The sequence below is a fragment of the Pseudoclavibacter sp. 13-3 genome (genome assembly GCF_021168475.1).
Lineage (GTDB): Bacteria > Actinomycetota > Actinomycetes > Actinomycetales > Microbacteriaceae > Pseudoclavibacter_A.
On the sequence record NZ_JAJOZT010000006.1, the window covers coordinates 88,547 to 110,401 of the forward strand.

Consider the following 21,855-nt stretch of genomic DNA (forward strand, 5'->3'; position numbering starts at 1 on the left):
AGTTGCTTTCATGGTAGCCCACCGGATCAGCCGACCGGTTCGGCGCCGAGATAGACCTCGGCGAGGTCGTCGATGAGCTGGGAGGCACCCGCCTGATACCCGTTCTGATTCGGGTGGGTGCCATCACCGCGATACTGCCTCACCCACTCGCCGCGGTCGTCACGCGCCGAACGCCAGGGATCGACCACGCTCCAGCCGCGATCTGCGGCGATCGCGCGCAGTCGGTCGTTGTAGTCGAGAGCGGCCTGCGGCGCGCTGTTCCAGGGCGGGATCATGGCCGCCGAGACCCGGTCGACGTGCACGGCATCGATGATGCGACCGAGCGCGGCAGTGCTGTCGTCGAAGTCGGTCTTGGCGGCGATGTCGTTCGTGCCGGCCATGATGAGCAGGGCGTCTGCGCCACTCACCGGCTTCGCCGAGCGCGCCATGTCGGCGGTCGTCGCACCGACCTTCGACCAGCCGCCGAGAAACTGCAGCGCGCCGAGGTCGACCGTGTCGTGCCAGGCGCCGCTCACGTTCGTGCCGGTGAGCTGGCCGACGATGCCGACGCTGAGCGAGTCGCCGACGACCGCGAGATGGACTGTGTCGCTGGGAGCATATCCACCGAATGTGCGCAGCGGCAGATTGCGAAAATGTCCCGGCTCGATGCCGTCAGCGCTGCAGCCCGCGACCGGGAGCATCCCCATGATCAGCGCCGCGCCCAGAAACGCGCGTCTGCTCAGGTGGCTGCTCACGCAACCAGCTTAACCGCGATGTCGTGCCGACACCGCATCGTCGGCGCGCTCAGTCGTGTCAGTCGTGAGCCCGGCGTGCCCTGCGCACCTTCCACACCACGAATGCGGCGACCAGCGCCACCACGACGACGATGACGACCCACTGGAACGCGCCGACGTACTCTTCGACGATGCCGTAGTTCTCGCCGAGCGCATAGCCGGCGAGAACGAGCACCGTGTTCCAGACCAGCGAGCCGAGCGTGGTCAGCGGCACGAAGACGATCATGCGCATGCGTTCGATGCCCGCCGGAATCGAGATCAGGCTGCGGAAGATCGGTACCAGGCGGCCGAGCAGAACTGTCTTGCGGCCATGCCTGACGAACCACTGCTCGGTGCGCTCGATGTCGTTGACGCTGATCAGCGGCACTCTGGCGGCGAGGCGGATGAAGCGCTCTCGCCCGAGCCAGGCTCCCAGTGCGTAGAGGGCGATAGCGCCGACAACCGAACCGACTGTGGCCCAGAGGATGACGGCCACGAGGTCGAGTGACCCCTGAGAGGCGGCAAAGCCCGCCAGCGGCAGGATGGCCTCGCTGGGAATCGGCGGAAAGAGGTTCTCTGCCGCCACCAGCACGGCGACGCCGAACTCGCCGAGCGCGTCCATGATCGTGGTGATGAACCCGGCGAAGGCTCCGAGGTCAGCGGTCGGGTCTGCGGCAGCGAACAGCATGGTGCACCATCTCTCGTTGTCGGTCACTGATTCGGCGGGCCTGGACCGGAGCGTAGCGCTCGACGGCCTGCTGTCGGTCGGGATCGACTCAGCGACGATGCGCGAGGCGCTGCCCGATGACGAAAAAACCCGGAGACGTGATATCTCCGGGTTCCCCTTGTGCGCCCCCTGGGACTTGAACCCAGAACCCGCTGATTAAGAGTCAGCTGCTCTGCCAATTGAGCTAGAGGCGCGTATCGTGCTCGCTTGAGCCAAGAGAAGACTTTAGCACAGTTCGCTCGCGTGTCCAAACCAGGTCGTCTGTGTCTAGAATCGCTCGCATGAGCACCGCACAGAATCACCCCGAACGCCTGCAGGCCGGCACGCCGGCGCCCGACTTCACACTGCCCGACGCCGACGGCCGCCCGGTCTCGCTGCACGACCTGCGCGGCCACAAGGTGATCGTCTACTTCTACCCCGCCGCAGAGACGCCCGGCTGCACCAGAGAGGCCTGCGACTTTCGCGACAGCATCGCTTCGCTGCAGGCCGCCGGCTACATCGTGGTCGGCGTGTCGAAAGACACCCAGCAGAAGCTGCAGCGATTTCGCGAGCACCACGAGCTGCCGTTTGCGCTGCTCAGCGACCCCGATCTCGTGGTGCACAAGGCGTACGCCGCCTTCGGCGTCAAGAAGCTCTATGGAAAAGAGGTCACCGGTGTGATTCGCTCGACCTTCGTGATCGACGAGAACGGTGAGCTGACCCTCGCACGTTACAACGTGCGCGCGACCGGGCATGTGGCATCACTGCGGAAGGCCCTCAGGCTCGACGACTGAGCAGCCGCCGGCGGATGATGCGCGTGGGCTCCGAGGTCAGCGGTCGTTGCGCTGCTGACTGGCTTGAACGACCGGCCTGGTGAAGAGCAGAACGATCGTGACGATCGCGGGGGCGAGCAGGAACGCGAATGCACGCACGCTCGAGCCTTCGCCGCCCAGACTGCCGGCGGCGAAGGCGGCCAGCACGAGCTGCACGAAGACCCCCGCGGATCGGCCCCATGCGCGCCCCTTGAGCAGGGCGCGACCGGCGCTGACGATCCAGAGACCGGCACCCAGGCAGATCACGATCAGCGCGATGGCCGACACCGGCGACTCGGCTCTGGCGACGAAGAGCTCGATCAGCAGCCACACGGCCAAAACCAATGCCGCGACACCTTCGAGCGTCATCAGCACGCTCGCGAGTCGAAGCTGCCAGGGATGCCTGCGGTCGGCCATGAGAATGTTCTCCTGATTCCCCGCCCGCACGGACGGTTCGCGGTGAAGATCCTAGCGCAGAGCGCCTGATCTCGTCAGCTCTGGACCCTTGCGCTCGAACCGCTGCTATGCCAAGATTCACTTGCACTCATGACGGTATCGCTCTCAGCGAGACGTCATCTCTGCAAGGAAATTCGAACAAGGAGTGGTATGGACTGGCGTGATCACGCAGCGTGTCTGGCAGCCGACCCGGAGCTGTTCTTCCCCGTGGGGAACACCGGGCCAGCCGTAGACCAGATCGAGAAGGCCAAAGTGGTCTGCTCTGATTGCGAGGTCACTGACGAGTGCCTGCACTATGCGATGGAGACCGGACAGGATGCCGGCGTCTGGGGCGGGCTCAGCGAAGACGAGCGGCGGGCGCTGAAGCGCCGCGCAGCCCGTGCACGCCGCGCCAGCTGATCTCAGCCCAGCTGAGAAGACTCACGAGAGCCGAGCCCTTCGGGGTTCGGCTCTCGTTCTGTGTGTCGCGGGTTTCGCAGACGATGAGGCGGATGCCCCTCAGCCGTGACTGCGCAGCGATCGCACCGGGATGGTGATGGTCACTTCGGTGCCGCTGCCCGTCAGCGTGTGCCAGTCGATCGCACCCGAAAGCTCGCCCTCGATCAGCGTGCGCACGATCTGCGTGCCCAGGCCTGAGCCGACCTTGCCCTCGGGCAGCCCCCCGCCATCGTCGCCGACGATGATGCGCAGCTCCTGCTCATCACGATCGGCCTTGACCCACACCTGGCCGTCAGCGCCATTGAGTCCGTGCTCGACCGCATTCGTCACCAGCTCGGTCAGTGCCAGCGCCAGCGGTGTGGCCGATGCCGAGGGGAGTTCTCCGAAGCTGCCGCTGAAGGTCGGGTAGACCTTGCCTGTGTCGACCGAGGCCACCTCGGTGATCAGCCGCAGCACACGTTCGAAGACCTCGTCGAAGTCGACTGACTGAGAGAGTCCCTCTGAGAGGGTATCGTGCACGACGGCGATGGCTTCGACACGACGCATGGCCTTGAGCAGGGCGGCCCTGGCCTCTTCGGTCTGCGTACGGCGTGACTGGATGCGCAGCAGCGACGAGACCGTCTGCAGATTGTTCTTCACACGATGGTGGATCTCGCGGATCGTCGCGTCTTTGGTCAACAGCTCCTGCTCCTGTCGACGCACTTCAGAGACGTCTCGGCAGAGCACGATCGCCCCGATGCGGTGGTGGTTGCGACGCAGCGGAATGGCCCGCAGTGTGATCGTCGCGCCGTTGCCTTCGACATCGGCGCGCCAGGAGGCTTTGCCGCTGGTCACCACGGGCAGGCTCTCATCGGCGATGCTCTCGCCGGTGACGAGCGTCACCGTCACGTCTGAGAGGTTGCGCCCCTCGATCTCGCCGTCGAACCCCAGTCGGTTGTAAGCCGAGATGGCGTTCGGGCTCGCGAAGAGGACCTCGCCGACACGATCGAGACGGATGAGACCGTCGCTCACGCGCGGAGCACCGCGACGCGGGCCGGTCGGGGCCGACAGGTCGGGAAAGTCACCGACGGCGATCATGTCGAGCAGATCGCTGGCGCAGCCCAAGAACACCAGATCCTGCCGACTCGGCGTGCGCGACTCGGCCACGTTCGTGTGCCTGGTCACCACAGCGATCGGCGCGGTCGTCTCGATGTGATCACCCTCTTTGCGGATCGCTCGGCGCACCGGCACTGCACGCAGACGAGTCGGCGAATGCTGCGTCCAGTCGGGGTTCTTCGACACGTGCCCGACGCCCTGCACGTAGGTCTGATCGATCAGCGAAGCCCACTCCTCACGAGCCCGGTGTCCGATCAGATCGTGTGTGAAGGCCGTGGGAGATCCGCTCGGCCGGGCATGTGCGACCGCCTCGTACTGACCGTCGCTGGTGGGCAGCCAGAGAATGAGATCGGCGAGTGCCATGTCGGCGATCATCTGCCAGTCGCCGATCAGCGAATGCAGCCAGTCAAGGTCTTCGGCGACCAGTCCGGGGTTCTTCTCGGCGAATTCAGAGAGTATCGACACGCTGCCAGTCTACCGGCCGTGGCATCGCCGACGCCGCCCGGACCACGGCGGCTGTCCACAGATCTCTCCACAGCATCCGGCGCCTCGACGGCACGGGGTCTTTAGTCTGGGACGACGTCAGACCGACCGTCTGCGGAACGTCGGCTGACATCGTCAGAGATCACGATCAGGGGAGCCCCATGTCACAGCAGACACCACACCAACCGAACCACGACAGCCGAACCGTTTTCGAGCGCCGGCTGATCCGTCTCTTCGTCGCCGCCCAAGAAGTGGATGCCGGGGTGCGCCCGGCCGAGCATCTCACCCGATGGCTGGCCGACGACGTGCTGATGAAGATACGGGTTCGCGCCGAACTCGCACAACAGCGACACCGCCTGAGACGAGGACGCCCGGCGCGACCGGACGTGCATGTGCTGCGCACGCTGGTTCGCCCGACCTATGACCTGACCCGTATCGACTGCGTCGTGGTGTTCACCAAAGACGGAGCCCGCACCCAAGTCGCAACCGTGGTCTTCGGTCGGAGCCGTGATCGCTGGCTCGTCGAGGAGTACGCCGTGCTGTGAGCCGCCCGGCGCAGACGAGTCAGGCCGGTCTCCCCGTTTCATGGGGAGACCGGCCTGACAGTTGGCGTGAGCGACTTGTGCGCTCGAGCCGGCTACTTCTGCTTGTTCGCGCGCCGCTGGGCGCGGTTGGCGGCCGGCTTGCCCTCGCCGCCGTCGCTCTCGTTGCCGTCTTCGTCGGCCGCAGAGTAGCTGTACTGTGCAGGCTTGTCGGTGCGGTCGAGACCCTTCGCCTCGACCTGCACGTCGGGAATGCCGTCGCCGTCGATGTCTTTGTGCTCGATCTGCACGTCGAGGTTGAACAGGAACCCGATCGACTCCTCTTTGATGCCGCCCATCATCTGGTTGAACATCGTGAAGCCCTCGCGCTGGTACTCGACCAGCGGGTCGCGCTGTGCCATCGAGCGCAGGCCGATGCCCTCCTTGAGATAGTCCATCTCGTAGAGGTGATCGCGCCACTTGCGGTCGAGCACCGAGAGCACGACGCGGCGCTCGAGTTCGCGCATGGCCTCGTCGCCGAGCTGCTGCTCGCGCTTCTCATAGGCGATGTGCGCGTCTGAGAGCAGCTGCTCTTTCAGCATCGAGACGGTGACACGGCCAAGGTCGCCACCAGCCTCCTCGACGACCTCGTCACGGGTGACCGATACCGGGAAGACGCCCTTGAGGTCGCGCCAGAGCCCGTCGAGATCCCATTGAGCAGCCGACCCCGAGGTGACGTGGTCGTCGACGATCGCCTCGACGCTGTCATCGAGAAAGCCCTGGACCTGCTCGGCGAGGTCGGCCCCATCGAGGATGCGACGGCGGTCGGCGTAGATCGCGTTGCGCTGGCGGTTCATCACGTCGTCGTACTTCAGCACGTTCTTGCGGATCTCGGTGTTGCGCGCCTCGACCTGCCCCTGGGCGTTCTCGACTGCGCGGGAGACCATCTTCGACTCGATCGGGGTCTCGTCTTCTGGCGATGTGCGGGCCATCAGCGCCTCGGCAGCCGACGAGTTGAACAGGCGCATCAGGTCGTCTTCGAGCGACAGGTAGAAGCGTGATTCACCGGGATCGCCCTGACGACCGGAACGACCGCGCAGCTGGTTGTCAATGCGCCGTGACTCGTGTCGCTCGGTGCCGAGCACGTACAGACCGCCGGCCTCGATGACCTTCTCGGCTTCGTCGTGCACGCGCTGCTTGACGTCGGCGAATGCGGTGTCCCACGCCTCTTCATACTCTTCTGGTGTCTCGGTCGGTGAGAGCCCGCGGCTGGCCAGTTCGGCGACTGCCAGGAACTCCGCGTTGCCGCCGAGCATGATGTCGGTGCCGCGACCAGCCATGTTCGTGGCGACCGTGACCGATCCGAGACGACCCGCCTGAGCCACGATCGCGGCCTCGCGTGAGTGGTTCTTGGCGTTCAGCACTTCGTGTTTGACCCCGCGCTTGGCGAGCAGGCGTGAGAGGTACTCGCTCTTCTCGACGCTCGTGGTGCCCACCAGCACCGGCTGGCCCGCCTCATGTCGATCGACGATGTCGTCGACGACCGCATGGAACTTGGCCTCGGCGGTGCGGAAGATGAAGTCGGCCTGATCTTTGCGCACCATGGGCTTGTTCGTGGGAATCGGCACCACACCGAGCTCGTAGGTGCTCGAGAACTCCGCTGCCTCGGTCATGGCCGTACCGGTCATGCCGGCGAGCTTGCCGTATGAACGGAAGTAGTTCTGCAGGGTGATCGTGGCCAGGGTCTGGTTCTCGGCCTTGACCTCGACGCCCTCTTTCGCCTCGATCGACTGGTGGATCCCCTCGTTGTAACGACGGCCCTGCATGATGCGACCGGTGTGCTCGTCGACGATGAGCACCTCGCCGTTGAGCACCACATAGTCTTTGTCGCGCTTGAAGAGCGCTTTCGCCTTGATGGCGTTGTTCAGGAACGAGATCAGCGGAGTGTTCGCAGACTCGTAGAGGTTCTCGATGCCGAGATAGTCTTCGACCTTCGCGATGCCTGACTCGAGCACGCCGATGGTGCGCTTCTTCTCGTCGACCTCGTAGTCGGTGCCCTCTCTGAGTCGACGGGCGACCTTGGCGAACTCACCGAACCAGCGGTTGGCGTCGCCGTCGCCGGGCCCTGAAATGATCAGCGGGGTGCGGGCTTCGTCGATCAGGATCGAGTCGACCTCGTCGACAATGGCGAAGAAGCGGTCGCGTTGCACGAGGTCGCTCTTCTGCCACGCCATGTTGTCGCGCAGGTAGTCGAAGCCGAACTCGTTGTTCGTGCCGTACGTGATGTCTGCGGCGTACTGCTCACGTCGCTCCTGGGGAGTCTGCCCGGCGACGATGCAGCCGGTGGTCATGCCCAGGGTGCGGAATACACGACCCATCAGATCGCTCTGGTACTTGGCCAGGAAGTCGTTGACGGTGACGACGTGCACACCCTTGCCTGCGATCGCATTGAGGTAGGCCGGCAGCGTCGCGACCAGGGTCTTGCCCTCACCGGTCTTCATCTCGGCGATGTTGCCCTGGTGCAGCGCGGCACCGCCCATGATCTGCACGTCGAAGTGGCGCATGCCCAATGTGCGGTCGGCGGCCTCGCGCACGGCGGCGAACGCCTCGGGCAGCAGATCGTCGAGTGTCTCGCCGCTGTCATAGCGGTCACGCAGACGCTGCGTCTCTTCGTGCAGATCGTCATCGGTGAGCTCTTTGTAGTCGTCGCCGAGGGCGTTGACCTGGCTCACCACCCGCTTCAGCCGTCTGAGGATGCGCCCCTCACCGATGCGCAGGATGTTGTCGACGATTCCAGCCACGTGTCCACTCTCTCTCAGGTCTCGTGCAGGCCTCAGCACACTGTCAGTCGCTGCCGCAGGGCGCACACCGAAACATTCTACGGCCTGCACGCAGATGTGTGGGGCCAGTCTCAGAGAATGCCCAGCTCTGCTTCACCCTACGGTCAAGGCGCGCGGCGTTCGCGCGAGCACCAGCATTCCGACCACGTCACCGCCCGACGCGAGCACGGCAGCCCTCGCCGCTCTCATGGTCGCGCCCGTCGTCATCACATCGTCGATCAGCACGACCTGCCGGCCGTCGACCGCGGAATGATCTGCGTAGAGCGCAGCGGTGAGGTTGCGTCGGCGTGCGGCGGCGCCGAGCGTACGTTGGTCACGCAGCCCGCGAACCGGCCAGAGCACGTCTTCGCGCACCGACTCGCCACAGCGGTCGAACGCCCGCTCAGCCAGGCAGAAGCCTCGTCTGCGCCGCGCGGCCGCCGACGAGGGCAGCGCCACCCACAGGGCATCGTCGACGTCGAGCAGTCGCCGCGCCACGACGGCGAGCCGGTTGGCATGCGCGCGCAACAGGCCGAGTTCGGCCGTGCGCCGTTCGTCTTTCACAGCTCGGATGACGACGCGGATGCGACCGTCATGATCGTCCCAGCCCAGGCAGGGCACGCCCTCGAGCCACACAGCCGTCGGCGAGTCGTCGAAGTGCTGCAGACACGCGGCGCACAGCGCTCTGAACGTCTTGGCCCCGCAGGCGAGACAGGCTTCGGGCAGGAGCAGCGTGCTGATCTCTCGCACCGCGCCCATCACGTCCATGCGTCGAGCATCGCCGACGACCGGCCCGTCGGGCCATGATGCGACGCCGTTGTGCAGAAGTCAGTGCCAGATGGTGGTCAGTGCAGAGACTCGCACCCCGAGTTCGGTCACGCTGCCGCTCTGCACAGCGAAGAGTCGACCGTCGCTCACCGCACGCAGTTGGCCGTCGTGAGGCGCACCAACGAGCTGTGTGACGCGCCCGTGCACCGTGGTCTGAGAGCCGCTGCCGCTCAGCGAGCGAACGACGATGGTGCTCTCCCCCGTCGCAGTCGTCGGCGCCAGTGCCGCCGCGACCTGATCGTCGGCATTCCAGGTGAGGGCGGTCACCGCTCCTGACGTTCGACCGACCTCGGTCGCCGCGGTGAGCTCGGCCGGATGCCCGGCTGCATCACGATGCACCCCGAACGCCAGCAGACGGACGTTCTGCCCTTCGGCAACAGCCACCCCGATTCGGGCACCGTCCGGCGCCACGGCAGCGGCGACCACAGCACCAGCGCCAGCTGCTTCAGCGGGCAGCGGCATAGGGTTCGAGACTCCGCTGTCTGCGTCGACCCAGACGATCTGGCCGTCGCGCAGCGTCCATGCGGTGCCGACGACGTCGATCGACGCGATGCCCGATGTCGTTCCGGTCAGCACATGCGGGGTCTGGTCGCCGCCCATGTAGTGCATGCCGTCTGCGGCGCCGGCCGCGAGTCGCCCGCGTGCGACGCTCAGGGCACTGACCGGCGTGTCGGTGAGCGCCGAGCGAATCGGCTGCAGTTCAGAGGGCAGTGGATCGACCGACTGCCAGCTCTGGCCGTCCATGGCCTGCAGGCTCTCACCCTCTGCGCCGAGCACCACGCCGTTCTGGGCATGAGGAAAATCCATATCGGCAGTCGGAATCGTGGGCAGGTCGATGCGCAGGTTGTTGACCGTCAGACTGACCTCTTGGATGTCGTCGACCTGCTCGAGCGAGCGCACCAGCAGGGTCTTCACCTGACGCTGGTGCAGCTCGTCGAGCGAGAGGAATTCGCCGCTCAACGAGATCGAGGCGACTCCGCTGCTCACCCCCACGGCCTCCACCGCCAGATGCAGATCGCTGCTGATCAACTGCTGCGCGCCGGCCTGCACCGTGGGCACCGGGCCGGCGAGAAAGGCTTTCACCAGTCTCGTGGCCGTCTGATCACCGGCCTGGAACCAGCGCACGTCGGGCACGAGTGTGTCGCCGGCGGTCGAGAGGTAGGCCAGTCGAGCCGGTCGGAAGACCAGGTCGAAGCTCGCTCGCGTCATCAGCACGCCGTCGGGTGCGGCGCTGATGCGCCACTGCCCGTTGACCTGGACGAGCGAGTACTCCTGGTTCAGACGGGAAGTCTGGTCGCGGTAGACGCCGACGGCGTCGACCGTGGCCTGCAGCGCCCCCGTGGCAGCGACGTGGCCGACGTCATGATCGTCGAGGTCGGGCATGCTGTCGAGCACCTGCACCTGTGCGTCCGGCTGCCAGCTGGCTGCGAGCCCGTCGGTCAGAAACTCTCGGGCGACTGAGTGGCTGCCGCGGGTGTCGGCCGATGCCAGAATGAACCCGTTGATGATCTCGGTCGGGCTCGCCCCATCGGCCGGCCCGGAGGCGTTGACGACGTAGCCGCTGCTGTTCGTGCTGCCCCCGCTGTCGACCACCCGCTGAGGCACCCCGGAGTCGGGCAGCCGGACGCATCCGCCGAGCACCAGACCGACCGGCAGCAGCACGGCGGCGAGCAGCCCGGCGAGCGCCCGTTTCGACCCTCTCGTCATCAGCTCTCCTCTTCGAGTGGCAGCGTGATCGTGAACGTCGCACCCCGCCCCAGCTCAGACGCCGCCGACACGCTGCCACCGTGCAGCTGCATGTCTTCGCGGGTGATCGACAGCCCCAGCCCGGTGCCGCCGAGGGTGCGCTGGCGCGAGGCGTCGGCCCGCCAGAACCGGTCGAAGACGTGCGGCAGGTCGTCGGCCGAGATGCCTCGACCGTGGTCGACGACGCGGATGCGCCCGACGGCCGGCACGACGCCGCTCGGCCGATCGACGGTCACCTCGATGGGCGAGCCCGCGCCGTGCTCCAGCGCGTTGGAGAGCAGGTTGCGCACGGCTCGCCCGACGCGCACGCTGTCGACGGATGCCGGCACGGCGCCGTCTGGAGCCGTCACCGTGATGGAGCTGCCCTGACGTTGCGAGAGCGCCTCGCAGTCGGTGACGACGCTGCGCACCAGAGCGACCAGGTCGACCTCGGAGCGGTCGAGCGCGACGACGCCGGCGTCGAGACGGCTGGTCTCGAGCAGCTCGCCGAGCAGACGTTCGAAGCGCTGCACCTGGGTGTTCAGAATCTCGGCCGAACGCCGCGTCGCCCCCTGCAGCTCGCCGCGCTTGGCATAGATGACGTCTGCCGCCAGGCTGATCGTCGTGATCGGCGTGCGCAGCTCGTGCGAGACGTCTGAGACAAAGCGCCGCTGCAGCGTCGAGAGTCGACGCAGCTCGAGAATCTGGCGTTCGAGCGAGTCGGCCATCTTATTGAACGAGCGACCCAGCGCGACGGCCTCGGCGGCGCCGGTCTGCGGCAGGCGCTGCCCGAGGTCGCCCTGTGCCAGGCGGCTCGAGACCTGGACGGTGCGGCGGATCGGTCGCAGGATCAACGACGTGACGATGACGGCGATGGCTCCGGTCATCAGCACCAGCACGAGCGCGGCGATCAGCAGCATCAGCTGCACGAACTCCAGCGTCTGCTGCTCGGGCGCCAGGGAGTTCTCGATGTAGATCTCGTGCTCGCCGGCGAGCGGTACGCTGAACGACCCGCCGACCACGATGGCCGGCTCTCCACCGGCGCCCGTGGCCGACTGCCAGAAGATCGTGTCGGGGTTGGCCTGCACCTGTTCGCGCAGCGATGCGGGAATGCTCTGCGCGTTCAGCGAGGCGCTGATCAGGTCGGGGCTGTTCAGCACCGGCCGTTCGCCCGACTCAGTCTGCAGCAGCGCGACCTGCTGAGAGAGGGCGAGCGACTCGGCGCTGCGCAGCATCGACACCTTCAGCGTCTGCAGAGACTGTTCATCCTGCGCCGTCGACCCGAGGCCGATCGATCGCACGTCCTCGATCGCCGACTGGCTGAGTCCGATCACCGTCTCGCTGCGCGATTTGAACAGCTCGGTCGAGATGCGCAGCGAGATGAGCCCGAACACGAGCAACGCGGTCAGCGTGCTGAGCACCAGCGAGACCACGAGCGCTCGAGCCGTCAGCGAGCGTCGCAGCCACTGCATCAGGCGTCTGGCCGGCACCCGCAGCAGACTGGCCGCCACGATCAGTCTTCTCCGGCGATGTACCCGATGCCGCGCACGGTGAGCACGTACTCGGGGTTCTCCGGGTCGTCTTCGATCTTGGCGCGCAGCCGCTGCACGTGCACGTTCACCAGCCTGGTGTCGGCTTTGTAGTGATACCCCCAGACCTCTTCCAACAGCTGATCACGGCTGACGACAACGCCCGGCTGCCGGGCAAGGGCGGCCAGGAGATCGAACTCGAGCGGGGTGAGCCGCACGATCTCGCCGTTCTTGGTGACCTGATGGGCGGCGGTGTCGATCGTGAGCGCGCCGAGACGCAGCACCGAGGCGACGTCGCCGGGCAGCCGGCGAAGGCGTGCCTCGATGCGCGCGACGAGCTCCTGCGGCGAGAACGGTTTGGACACATAGTCGTCGGCGCCGGCTGCGAGCCCGGCGACCACGTCGGTGGTGTCGGTGCGCGCCGTCAGCATGACGATCGGCACGTCGGATTCTGCGCGGATGCGCCGCGCCACCTCGACGCCGTCGAAGCCGGGCAGCATCACGTCGAGCAGCACGAGATCAGGATGCCGGTCGCGGCAGGTCTGCACGGCTGTTGGTCCGTCTTTCGCCGTGTCGACCGACCAGCCCCGCCCACGCAGCACGATCTCGATCATCTCCAGGAGATCGGGGTCGTCGTCGACGGCGAGAATGCGATGCGCCATAGGTCAGTACCGATAGTGGTCAGGCTTGTACGGGCCGTCGACGGGCACCCCGAGATAGTCGGCCTGCGCCGGCGTCAGTGTGGTGAGCTCGACGCCGAGAGCGGCGAGATGCACTCGCGCCACGTGCTCGTCGAGTGCCTTGGGCAGTCGGTGCAGGCCGATCGGGTAGGCCTCGAGATTGGTGTGGAGCTCGATCTGAGCGAGCACCTGATTGGTGAACGAGGCACTCATGACGAAACTGGGATGCCCGGTCGCGTTGCCGAGGTTCAGCAGGCGGCCCTCGCTGAGCACCAGGATGCTGTGGCCGTTCGGCAGGTGCCATTCGTCGACCTGCGGCTTGATGTTCACCTTGCTGGCGCCCGGCAGGCGTTCGAGCCCGGCCATGTCGATCTCGTTGTCGAAGTGCCCCACGTTGCCGACGATGGCGTGGTTCTTGAGCTTGAGCAGCTGATCGACGGTGACGACGCCAAGGTCGCCGGTGGCGGTCACCACGATGTCGACCTCGTGGGCGACGTCGTCGAGTCTGGCGACCTGGAAGCCGTCCATCGCCGCCTGCAGGGCGCAGATGGGGTCGACCTCTGAGACGATCACGCGGGCGCCCTGACCGCGCATCGCCTCGGCAGCACCCTTGCCGGTGTCGCCGTAGCCGGCGACGAACACGACCTTGCCGCCGATCAGCGTGTCGGTGCCGCGGTTGATGCCGTCTGGCAGCGAGTGGCGAATGCCGTACTTGTTGTCGAACTTGCTCTTGGTGACCGAGTCGTTGACGTTGATGGCCGAGAACTGGAGTTCGCCGTCACGAGCCATGTGCGCCAGCCGGTGCACGCCGGTCGTCGTCTCTTCGGATGATCCCGTGATGTCGTGGATGACCCGGGTGAACCAGCCGGGTCGCTCCGACAGCAGCGCGTCGACGACCGCCCACATGGCCGTCTCTTCATGGCCGAGCTCATGCGAAGGCCGCGCAGATGCATCCTGCTCGGCCTGGAACCCGAGGTGCACGAAGCCGGTGGCGTCCGCCCCGTCGTCCAGGATCAGGTTCGGGCCGATCCAGTCGGCCTCCTGCTGCTCGGCCTCACGAGACCAGTCGAAGACCCGGGCCAGCAGCTGCCAGTACTCGTCGACCGTCTCGCCCTTCCACGCGAAGACCGGCACCCCTGCCGGCTCGTCGAGGGTGCCGTCGGGGCCGACCACGACCGCGGCTGCGGCTTCGTCCTGCGTCGAGAATATGTTGCACGAGCTCCAGCGAACCTGTGCGCCGAGCGCGACCAACGTCTCGATGAGCACTGCGGTCTGCACCGTCATATGCAGCGACCCGGCAATGCGAGCACCCTTCAGCGGCTGCTGCCCGGCGTACTGTTCGCGCAGCGACATCAGCCCTGGCATCTCGTACTCGGCCAGGCGGATCTGATGTCGGCCGGCCTCGGCGAGCGCCAGATCGCGAATCTGGTAGTCGAAGGGCTCGTGGGTCTCGCTCATTGGGCAGTGCTCCTTGCAGTATCGACGGACTGCTCCAACTGTAGTCGGTGCGCTCACCTCTACACTGGAGCCATGTCAGCGTCTTCGTCTCACCCGTCACGATCCGGGCACCGGTCACGGCACCGTCGTCTGCGCAGCCGTGTCGGCGGCCCGTACCTGCAGGCGCTCGGCTCTCGACGACAGGCCCTCATCGATCGCATCACCGCCACGAGCTCGTATGTCAAGGCGAACTGGGCGCCCGAACTCGACGATGTGACGGTGCTGCTCTCTGACATGCCGAATCAGATGCGAGACGGGCACGATCCTCGCTGGACGGTCGATCAGCGTCAACGCACCATCGTGCTCCATCGCCTGCCTCTGACGCTCGGCGCCGAGATGGAGGACGCCGACGAGGTGCAGCGCCAGATGACGATCGAGTACTGCGTGCTCTCGGCCTTCGCGGAGCTCACCGGGCGCCAGCCGTGGGAGATGCACGGCCACCAGATATAGCAGCCGACGTCAGCGCGCCAGCACGTCGACCGCGCCAGCGGCCTCGACGCCGGCCAGAGCGGTCGCCGCGATGCCGTCGCCACCGCTGGTCGCCACCGCGAGATGCACGGCCTGCGTCGGTCGAACCTCGACGGACTGTCCTGCTGAGACGTCCAGCGTGCCGATACCGCTGTCGTCGAGCTGAACGTCGCGTGACGCGCCGTCGACCTGCACAGACACCGTCGTCGACGGTGTGCCGCTGACCTGCAGCGCCAGCTTGGCCGGAGTCGACGGCACGGCGAACGACAGCGGGGCGGTCACGGCGTCGGCGCTCTGCAACCAGGTGAAGTCGGCCTGATCGCGTGCGCCCGAGGTCACACGAGCTGCGCCCACGATCGCGGCGTCGGCCACGACTGAGATCTGGTAGTCGCCGTCGGGCAGGTCGCCGAGCGGCGAGTCCACGACGACGCCCTGCGTCAGCGAGACGTCGAACGTGCGCGAGGCGGCGCCGCTCACGGTCACGTGCGCGACGGTGCCTTCGTCTGGCGAGAGCAGGCGAAGCACCGGCTGCGTGTCTTCCCAGCCGCTCTCGCCCGCGAGACCGGCACGATCGGCACTGCCTGCGATGTGCACTCCGGTGATGCTCTGCTGCGTCGCAGGTTGAGCGCCCGGCGCCTGCACGTCGAGGCCGCCGGCTTCGAGACCGCGTGCGGTCGACTGCTGCAGGAAGGCGGCGACTGGTGCTCGCACCGCCTGCACACGCACGAAGATCTGCTGATCGGTGGTGGTGACGGCCGAGATCGGCAGCACGCGTTCGCTGCCGGCTTCGATGTTCAGCTGGCCGGTGGTCGTCAGCAGCTGCCCTTCGCCGGTGAAGACCGTGAGCGTCACCGTCGAGGCGAGCGAGCTGGGATTGACGAGACGCACCGACGTGGAGCGCCCCACCTGCTGCGAACCACCGCCGATCCAGCTGTCGAACGTCGGGCTGGTGCACCCTGCCAGCACCGTTCCCCTGGTCTGACCGTCGTCGATTCTGGCGCCGCTGAGCACGCCCAGCTCGGACTGATGATCGGTGCTGGTGCGCACCACGGTGCTGGCCGAGACGCCGTCACGCGTGGCGACCCGACCGGCGGTGCCGAACGGCGCGGGACTGGGCTGGCCGATGCCCTGCACCGTGAGATCGGAGTCAGAGATCGCAGCGATCGATCCGCTGCCCACCGCGTCTCCGGCATCCACCGACGTCATGGAGCCGCCGGTGCGGAACCCGACCGGGCAGACGCGGGTACTCTCGACCGAAGCCGGAACGACGGTGCTCGCCTGACGGCTGAGGTCGACTTCGGGCGTGGTCAGCGTGGTCAGTGCCCACCCTCCGGCGGCCAGGGCGACCACGACGACGACGGTCAGCAGCCACCGTGTGGCATGGCGGGCAGCCCGGCGCACGCCGCCGGACTGCTGCCCGCCGTTCGGCTGCTCGTCGCGCTGGGCGCTGCGAGTCTCTGACGTCATCGTGTTCGTGCGTTCGGATGCTGCATCAGACATCGTCGACGTCTCCTTCCAGCAGCGAGAGTGCCGACGACGTCTCGGCGTCGCGCAGTCGGCCCGTCGGCAGGCTCAGCGCGAGGAAGAGCAGCAGCACGATCGCCTGCGGCACGACGAGCCACCAGACGCTCGGCCCGGACGCCGTCACGGCGGCCGAGCCGGTGACGCGCCACAGCTGACCGATGTCGCTGCGCCCTGCGGGTTCGAGGGCGGTGTTGGCGTCGAGCACCGAGCTCACACGATCGGTCGAGACGCCGGATTCGGCGGCGCGCAGCAGCACGAAACGAGCGCCCATCTGGTTCAGCGCGTCTGTGGGATCGTAGCCGCTGTAGCTTGCCAGATTCGACACGGTCGACTCGACCTGCTGCCGGCCGTCGTCGAGGCTTCGCGCACTGATCATCTGACGGTGCCTGCCCTGCAGGGTGCCGAAGAAGGCCGACGGCGTCGTCGTCGCGTCGAATGATCCATCGGGGTTCGCGACGATCTCGAGCACACGACCGCCGGGGGCGTTGCGCTCTTCGGCCTGGACCAGTGCGGGTGCGGTGTTCGTCACCGCCCCGACGGCACCGCCCTGGCTGATCGTCAGTGCGACCGGAGCGGCGATACCCGCTGCGACGCCGCAGATGGCGACGGCTGCCGCCGTCTTTGCGAGACCGGCCCGCGCACCGATGAATGTGCCGGAGATCGCCACCAGCAGGAACAGCATCGCCACGGAGAGCAGCGGGGCCGCGTCCCAGGTGCTCGGCAGGCCGAAGACTCGGGTCGAAGTGAGGCCTGAGAACACGACGGCCAGCGCACCGGTCGCCACGAACAGCACGAGCCCGGTGAGAATGCGCCCCCAGCGGTGAGTGAAGAGACCCACCAGAGCGATGGCGATGAGCACAGCCGCCGAGATCGCGGCAACGCCCTGCGCGACCAGCGGGTGCCCGTCGAGGGCTGGGACCAGGGTCTGCCAGAGCCAGGGAGCGGAGCCGGGCAGCAGCAGGTCAAGCGGCTCGCCACGACCGCTCGAGGGCAGCGAGCCGCCGATCGAGAGAAGGCCCAGCCAGTCGTGGGTCACGAACGCGTCACGCACCGGACCCGCCCAGACCGCGAGGCTGGGGATCACCACAGCCCAGAGCGACCGCAGCAGGCGGCGTGCGAAGACCGACCAGACGATGATGCCCACCAGCACGACGAGCCAGCCGATCGGCGAGCATGCGCTCAGCAGCGCGAGCCAGAGACCGGCGGCTGCGGCACGACCGATCGACCGCTCGCGCCCGTTTCCGGGGCGGGCCACGGCGAGCAGAGAGCCGATGGCCATCGGCAGCACGATGTGAAAGACCATCGGCGACAGATCTCCCGAGACCAGGGCCTGCACGAACACCGGAGCCAGCGCCCAGACGATGCCGCCGACGATACGCACCCACGACGTCTTCGAGAGCGCCCGCATCAGATACCACCCGGAGACGAAGGCGAGCGGCATCGCCGTGAGCAGCAGGATGACGATCGCCGTCGACGGATGCCAGAACGTGAGCACAGAGAGCAGCGTCCACAGGGCGGAGTTCGGATCGGTCACCAGGCCGGTGTCGACGGCGCCGAAATGCTGCAGCGAGAACAGCGAGACGAAGCTCGCCCACCAGTCAGGCCGCAGCGGCTCGACGGCCCCTCCAGAGACCTCGCCGGCGGCGATCAGGCGCCACAGCAGCAGCACGTTGAACGCCCACAGGGCGAGCGCGGCCAGGGGTGCCTTCGACCGCCAGAACGGCACAGTGTCATCATCGTCGACGTCGCCGTCGATGAAGAGGGCCTCTTCGCGCTGATCAGCACGCAGCCGGTTCACACTGCCTGCTGAGAGCAGCAGCGGTTCAATGGCCGACCACGGTGCGACCGAGGTATCAGCGATGCGTCGGCGATGAGCAGCGACACGCCCGCGGCTGAACATGGCGGTGACCGTGGCCGCCCACTCTCCTGCGATCAGCGCGGGACGCTTGTCGAAGAGATGCTGCAGCGTTCGCCCGAACGCGATGAAGGGCAGCGCCAGCCACAGGAACACGGCACTCGTCCCGCTCGTGTAGCTGAGGCGACGGTACAGCTGGGCCCAGCGAACCTGACGATACTTCGGCCGGCGCGTTCTGGCGGCAGGCGTGCTGCTGCGTTCGCTGAGACGATGATGCGCCACGCGGGCCGACGGCACCGTAACGACGCGGGCTCCGGCCAAGCGTGCGCGGATGCCGAGGTCGAGCCCGTCATCGCTGAAGGCCAGGTTGGTGTCGAGGCCGCCGAGGCGCTTCCAGAGTCCGCCTTGGACGAGCATGCCGGCGGTGCCCACTGCGAGCACGTCGGACTGCGTGTCGAACTGCGCCTGGTCGAGCTCGCCCGCAGCGGGGCTGACCTTCTCGCCTCGGGTCGTCATGGTGAGACCGAACTCGTCGAGGTGATCGGGACGATCTGCATCGATCAGTTTCGGTCCGAGCAGCAGCGCGCTCGGCGAGCGGTCGTGCTCGGAGAGCAGCTGGGCGAGTGCCGTGGGCTCAGGGGTGCTGTCGTCGTGCAGCAGCCAGAGCCAGTCGTCGTCCTGCAGGTCGGGGATGACGGCGTCGACGGCGTTGCCGACCGCAGCGCCGAACGAGGTGTCGGATCCGGTGCGAACGATGTAGTTGACTCCGCCGGCCCGGGCGACGGCTGCGGAATCGTCGGTGGATGCCGTGTCGACGACGATGACCGGCGCCCGCAGCGTCTGCTGGCGCAGACCCGTGAGCGTGTCAGCGAGCTGTGACGCACCATTGTGCACCACGACGACGGCGAAAATGCGTGCGCTCATCTAGGGCTGCTGCCTTTCAGACTGCACGCCTTCTGAGCTTTCTGCGCTCACGTTCACTCAGACCACCCCAGATACCGAATCGCTCATCATTCTGAAGAGCATACTCAAGGCACTGAGCGCGAACCTCACAGGAAGAGCAGATGCGCTTGGCATCGCGGGTCGAGCCGCCCTTCTCGGGAAAGAACGCCTCGGGGTCGGTCTGCGCACACAGCGCCTCGGACTGCCACTCGAGCACACCCTCTTCACGGTCGAAGCCCGTATAACCGGCCACGCCGCGCAGAATGGGATCGTCGAACCAGTCGTCAGGCACCGCGCTGAGATGCTGCTCGGCCATGCAGGTGCCTCCTTCTGTGCAGATGGTGTGTAGGCAATTCGACCTGTCTAATTACACCCGTGTAATTCCTCCGAGTCAAGTCGGGCCGTATCGAATCCCGGCCCGCCGACAGGCAGCCGTCGACGTCGCATCCTCGAGACGGCGCCAGACCCTCTGCTCCGCGTCGGCGAGACGCCAGTCGGTATAGTTGGCTCCTATGGGAACTCTGATTACCGGCGGTGCCGGATACATCGGCGCACATGTCGTGCGCCTGCTGCAGGAACGCGACGAGCACGTCGTGGTCGTCGATGATCTGACGACCGGGGCCGCCGATCGAGTCGGTGACGCCACGCTGCATCAGTTCGACATCTCGGCAGCCGGGGCGAACGAGCGCCTCGCCGACATCATGCGCGACGAGCAGATCGACTCCGTCGTCCACTTCGCCGCGAAGAAGCAGGTCGGCGAATCAGTGGAGCGCCCACTCTGGTACTACCGTCAGAATCTCGACGGGCTGAACAACGTGCTGCAGGCCATGGTCGACGCCGACGCGCAGAACATCGTCTTCTCGTCATCGGCCGCCGTCTACGGCGAGCCCGACGTGGCCGTCGTGCCCGAAGACGTCGTCTGCCGACCGATCAACCCCTACGGCCAGACCAAGTTCGCCGGCGAGTGGCTGATCGACGCCGTCGCTCGTGCCCATGGCATCCACGTCGCCAAACTGCGTTACTTCAACGTCGCCGGATCCGGCTGGGACGACCTCGGCGATCCAGCCGTCCTGAACCTCGTGCCCATGGTGTTCGACCGCATCGCACAGGGCAAGGCTCCGCTCATCTTCGGCGACGACTACCCCACCCCTGATGGCACCTGCGTGCGCGATTACATTCACGTCTACGATCTCGCCGACGCCCATCTGGCTGCACTCGCCTACCTCAAGCGCGACGACCGCCCTGAATCGACCTTCAACATCGGCACCGGCAGCGGCTTCAGCGTGCGCCAGGTGGTCGATGAGATCCTGAAGGTCACCGAGAGCGATCTGGCGCCCGAGGTGCGCGGCCGCCGAGCCGGCGATCCGCCGCAGCTCATCGCCGACAGCTCGCGAGTGAACCAGGTGCTGGGCTGGCACGCCAGCCACGACCTGTCTGATATCGTGACGAGCGCCTGGCAGGCCTGGCTCGTGGACCACCCAGCCAGCGAGGCCTGAGGCCTGGCCCGCGCCGCATCCCACATTCACCGACAACACATGCGATGATCGCACAGGAGGACAGATGACGCAGCTTCGCGTGGTCATCGACAATCTCTTCGATGCCGACCCCAGCGGAGTGACCCGATACACCACCGAGATCACGCGCGCGCTCATTCGCACCGCAGAGAACGGCGACTCGGTCACCGGCGTCATCGCCTCGCACCCGCAGCAGCTCATCAGCAGACTCGAGGCCCAGCTCCCGGGCCTCGACCGGCTCATCCGCCTGCCGGCCAGCAGCAGCCAGCTCGCGCTCGCCTGGAACATGGGCATTCCGCCCAGGCTGCTCAGCGATGGCACGACGCACTCGCCGACGATGCTGGCCCCGTTCTTCTCGCACAACCGTCTGCTCGAGCCCGGTGTGCAGACCGTCGTGACCCTGCACTCCGGTGCGATCTGGACGGCTCCCGAAACACTCTCACGCCGTGAGCGCATGCGCATCGGCCGCCTGCTGAAACTGACCGAACGATACGCCGACGCGATCGTGGTGACGCATCACGAGCTGGCGCATCTGGTCGATCAGAACACCCGCATGGGTGACCGTGTGCAGGTCGTGCCGGTCTCTCCGTCGCGACATCTCGTCGCCCGTGGCTCGGTTGCCGGGCGGGCCAGAGAGCTCGGATACCCAGATCGGTTTCTGATCGCATTCGCCAGTGAACGACCGGCCAGTCTGCGTCTGCTGCTGGCCGCCTATGCGCAGGCACAGATCGATGAGCCGCTGCTGCTCATCGGCCGCCAGGATCCCGGTCAGACGCCGGCGTCGCGAATCATCGCCGACTCCGGCCTCAACGCCGATCAGGTGCGGCTGCTCGGTGAAGTCGACGACGAGGCTCTCGCCGTGCTCAACACACGGGCGAACGCGCTGGTCTATCTCGGTGATGCAGACGCCCTCGGACTGCCCCTGTTCGACGCGATGGTGGCTCGCACCCCGGTCATCTACCCCGAGTCCGAGTCGCTGCTCGAGGTCACCGGAGGCGCCGGTCTCGGGGTGCCGCTGGAGGGTTCGTCGTTGGTCGACGGCATGGCGGCTGCGATGCGCACCGTCGTGACTGACAAAGAGGCCGTCAAGCGTCTCGGCCAGGAAGGCGCAGACCGCGCCCGCTCGTTCACTTGGGAGGATTCGGCGCGGGCCATCTGGGCTCTGCACCGAAGTCTCACCTGATCTGTCTCAGGCCCGTCGCCATGATCGG

Annotated in this window: 19 protein-coding genes and 1 tRNA gene; 6 read left to right on the plus strand and 14 right to left on the minus strand. The window is 66.8% G+C overall.

The features are described from left to right. Window positions 1-26: 26 nt before the first annotated feature. The 3 genes from LRX77_RS09955 to LRX77_RS09965 all read right to left on the minus strand — a co-directional run bounded on the left by LRX77_RS09955 (window position 27) and on the right by LRX77_RS09965 (window position 1,673). Window positions 27-734, minus strand: coding sequence for an SGNH/GDSL hydrolase family protein (locus LRX77_RS09955; RefSeq protein ID WP_231832748.1), 708 nt, complete (start codon window positions 732-734; stop codon window positions 27-29). 58 nt (window positions 735-792) lie between these two features. After that, on the minus strand, window positions 793-1,440 hold the full coding sequence (locus tag LRX77_RS09960) for a DedA family protein (protein ID WP_231832749.1): 648 nt from the start codon (window positions 1,438-1,440) through the stop codon (window positions 793-795). A gap of 160 nt (window positions 1,441-1,600) precedes the next feature. Then, window positions 1,601-1,673 (minus strand) — tRNA-Lys (locus LRX77_RS09965). A gap of 87 nt (window positions 1,674-1,760) precedes the next feature. Here LRX77_RS09965 and bcp point away from each other — a divergent pair. Then, window positions 1,761-2,252: a thioredoxin-dependent thiol peroxidase gene (gene bcp / locus LRX77_RS09970; protein ID WP_231832750.1), complete on the plus strand. Its 492-nt coding sequence runs from the start codon at window positions 1,761-1,763 to the stop codon at window positions 2,250-2,252. Between the two features lie 36 nt (window positions 2,253-2,288). On the opposite strand, the gene LRX77_RS09975 is transcribed toward bcp, so the two are convergent. After that, a complete protein-coding gene (locus LRX77_RS09975) occupies window positions 2,289-2,687 on the minus strand; it encodes a hypothetical protein (RefSeq protein ID WP_231832751.1) in 399 nt (132 codons plus the stop codon). 189 nt (window positions 2,688-2,876) lie between these two features. Here LRX77_RS09975 and LRX77_RS09980 point away from each other — a divergent pair, with 189 nt between their 5' ends. After that, complete coding sequence (locus LRX77_RS09980) at window positions 2,877-3,125, plus strand: WhiB family transcriptional regulator (RefSeq protein ID WP_158031970.1); 249 nt, start codon at window positions 2,877-2,879, stop codon at window positions 3,123-3,125. A gap of 99 nt (window positions 3,126-3,224) precedes the next feature. Here the strand turns inward: LRX77_RS09980 and LRX77_RS09985 are convergent, their stop codons facing one another. Beyond that, window positions 3,225-4,724 (minus strand): sensor histidine kinase, encoded by a 1,500-nt coding sequence (locus LRX77_RS09985; RefSeq protein WP_231832752.1) that lies wholly within the window; start codon window positions 4,722-4,724, stop codon window positions 3,225-3,227. 179 nt (window positions 4,725-4,903) lie between these two features. Between LRX77_RS09985 and LRX77_RS09990 the strand changes: the two genes are divergently transcribed. Continuing rightward, the gene (locus LRX77_RS09990; protein WP_231832753.1) at window positions 4,904-5,287 is read left to right on the plus strand and encodes an Rv3235 family protein; all 384 of its coding nucleotides are present in this window, start codon (window positions 4,904-4,906) and stop codon (window positions 5,285-5,287) included. 92 nt (window positions 5,288-5,379) lie between these two features. On the opposite strand, the gene secA is transcribed toward LRX77_RS09990, so the two are convergent. The 6 genes from secA to ahcY all read right to left on the minus strand — a co-directional run bounded on the left by secA (window position 5,380) and on the right by ahcY (window position 14,302). Beyond that, on the minus strand, window positions 5,380-8,064 hold the full coding sequence (gene secA / locus LRX77_RS09995; protein WP_442961633.1) for a preprotein translocase subunit SecA: 2,685 nt from the start codon (window positions 8,062-8,064) through the stop codon (window positions 5,380-5,382). Window positions 8,065-8,196: 132 nt separating this feature from the next. Beyond that, window positions 8,197-8,850: a ComF family protein gene (locus tag LRX77_RS10000; protein WP_231832754.1), complete on the minus strand. Its 654-nt coding sequence runs from the start codon at window positions 8,848-8,850 to the stop codon at window positions 8,197-8,199. Window positions 8,851-8,910: 60 nt separating this feature from the next. After that, complete coding sequence (locus LRX77_RS10005; RefSeq protein ID WP_231832755.1) at window positions 8,911-10,617, minus strand: GerMN domain-containing protein; 1,707 nt, start codon at window positions 10,615-10,617, stop codon at window positions 8,911-8,913. Beyond that, window positions 10,617-12,146, minus strand: a complete 1,530-nt coding sequence (mtrB, locus tag LRX77_RS10010) for an MtrAB system histidine kinase MtrB (RefSeq protein ID WP_231832756.1) — start codon at window positions 12,144-12,146, stop codon at window positions 10,617-10,619. The genes LRX77_RS10005 and mtrB overlap by 1 nt, the downstream gene beginning before the upstream one ends. A 2-nt stretch (window positions 12,147-12,148) precedes the next feature. Further along, window positions 12,149-12,826: an MtrAB system response regulator MtrA gene (mtrA, locus tag LRX77_RS10015; RefSeq protein WP_231832757.1), complete on the minus strand. Its 678-nt coding sequence runs from the start codon at window positions 12,824-12,826 to the stop codon at window positions 12,149-12,151. A gap of 3 nt (window positions 12,827-12,829) precedes the next feature. Continuing rightward, a complete protein-coding gene (gene ahcY, locus LRX77_RS10020; RefSeq protein WP_231832758.1) occupies window positions 12,830-14,302 on the minus strand; it encodes an adenosylhomocysteinase in 1,473 nt (490 codons plus the stop codon). A 72-nt stretch (window positions 14,303-14,374) separates the two neighbouring features. Here ahcY and LRX77_RS10025 point away from each other — a divergent pair, with 72 nt between their 5' ends. Next, window positions 14,375-14,791 carry a hypothetical protein gene (locus LRX77_RS10025; RefSeq protein WP_231832759.1) on the plus strand — a complete coding sequence of 139 codons (417 nt, stop codon included), beginning with the start codon at window positions 14,375-14,377 and terminating at the stop codon, window positions 14,789-14,791. Between the two features lie 9 nt (window positions 14,792-14,800). Here LRX77_RS10025 and LRX77_RS10030 read toward each other — a convergent pair whose 3' ends face one another. From LRX77_RS10030 to LRX77_RS10040, 3 genes are read right to left on the minus strand one after another with little or no spacing between them, the layout of a single operon-like run. Next, entirely contained in the window at window positions 14,801-16,309 is a 1,509-nt protein-coding gene (locus LRX77_RS10030; RefSeq protein WP_231832760.1) for a DUF5719 family protein, read from the minus strand. Then, entirely contained in the window at window positions 16,302-19,112 is a 2,811-nt protein-coding gene (locus tag LRX77_RS10035) for a glycosyltransferase family 2 protein (RefSeq protein WP_231832761.1), read from the minus strand. The genes LRX77_RS10030 and LRX77_RS10035 overlap by 8 nt, the downstream gene beginning before the upstream one ends. Before the next feature lie 16 nt (window positions 19,113-19,128). Beyond that, a complete protein-coding gene (locus LRX77_RS10040; RefSeq protein ID WP_231832762.1) occupies window positions 19,129-19,446 on the minus strand; it encodes a WhiB family transcriptional regulator in 318 nt (105 codons plus the stop codon). Between the two features lie 196 nt (window positions 19,447-19,642). On the opposite strand from LRX77_RS10040, the gene galE reads away from it, so the two are divergent. Together galE and LRX77_RS10050 are read left to right on the plus strand one after the other, a co-directional pair. Further along, window positions 19,643-20,626 carry a UDP-glucose 4-epimerase GalE gene (galE, locus tag LRX77_RS10045; protein WP_231832763.1) on the plus strand — a complete coding sequence of 328 codons (984 nt, stop codon included), beginning with the start codon at window positions 19,643-19,645 and terminating at the stop codon, window positions 20,624-20,626. 64 nt (window positions 20,627-20,690) lie between these two features. Then, window positions 20,691-21,827, plus strand: a complete 1,137-nt coding sequence (locus LRX77_RS10050) for a glycosyltransferase (protein WP_231832764.1) — start codon at window positions 20,691-20,693, stop codon at window positions 21,825-21,827. Window positions 21,828-21,855: the final 28 nt, after the last annotated feature.

Coding starts and splice junctions, on each gene's coding strand:
- LRX77_RS09960 (WP_231832749.1), bottom strand. CDS start 1,440: ATGCTGTTCGCTGCCGCAGACCCGACCGCTGACCTCGGAGCCTTCGCC.
- bcp (WP_231832750.1), top strand. CDS start 1,761: ATGAGCACCGCACAGAATCACCCCGAACGCCTGCAGGCCGGCACGCCG.
- LRX77_RS09975 (WP_231832751.1), bottom strand. CDS start 2,687: ATGGCCGACCGCAGGCATCCCTGGCAGCTTCGACTCGCGAGCGTGCTG.
- LRX77_RS09980 (WP_158031970.1), top strand. CDS start 2,877: ATGGACTGGCGTGATCACGCAGCGTGTCTGGCAGCCGACCCGGAGCTG.
- LRX77_RS09990 (WP_231832753.1), top strand. CDS start 4,904: ATGTCACAGCAGACACCACACCAACCGAACCACGACAGCCGAACCGTT.
- LRX77_RS10000 (WP_231832754.1), bottom strand. CDS start 8,850: ATGGACGTGATGGGCGCGGTGCGAGAGATCAGCACGCTGCTCCTGCCC.
- LRX77_RS10005 (WP_231832755.1), bottom strand. CDS start 10,617: ATGACGAGAGGGTCGAAACGGGCGCTCGCCGGGCTGCTCGCCGCCGTG.
- mtrA (WP_231832757.1), bottom strand. CDS start 12,826: ATGGCGCATCGCATTCTCGCCGTCGACGACGACCCCGATCTCCTGGAG.
- ahcY (WP_231832758.1), bottom strand. CDS start 14,302: ATGAGCGAGACCCACGAGCCCTTCGACTACCAGATTCGCGATCTGGCG.
- LRX77_RS10025 (WP_231832759.1), top strand. CDS start 14,375: ATGTCAGCGTCTTCGTCTCACCCGTCACGATCCGGGCACCGGTCACGG.
- LRX77_RS10030 (WP_231832760.1), bottom strand. CDS start 16,309: ATGTCTGATGCAGCATCCGAACGCACGAACACGATGACGTCAGAGACT.
- LRX77_RS10035 (WP_231832761.1), bottom strand. CDS start 19,112: ATGAGCGCACGCATTTTCGCCGTCGTCGTGGTGCACAATGGTGCGTCA.
- LRX77_RS10040 (WP_231832762.1), bottom strand. CDS start 19,446: ATGGCCGAGCAGCATCTCAGCGCGGTGCCTGACGACTGGTTCGACGAT.
- galE (WP_231832763.1), top strand. CDS start 19,643: ATGGGAACTCTGATTACCGGCGGTGCCGGATACATCGGCGCACATGTC.
- LRX77_RS10050 (WP_231832764.1), top strand. CDS start 20,691: ATGACGCAGCTTCGCGTGGTCATCGACAATCTCTTCGATGCCGACCCC.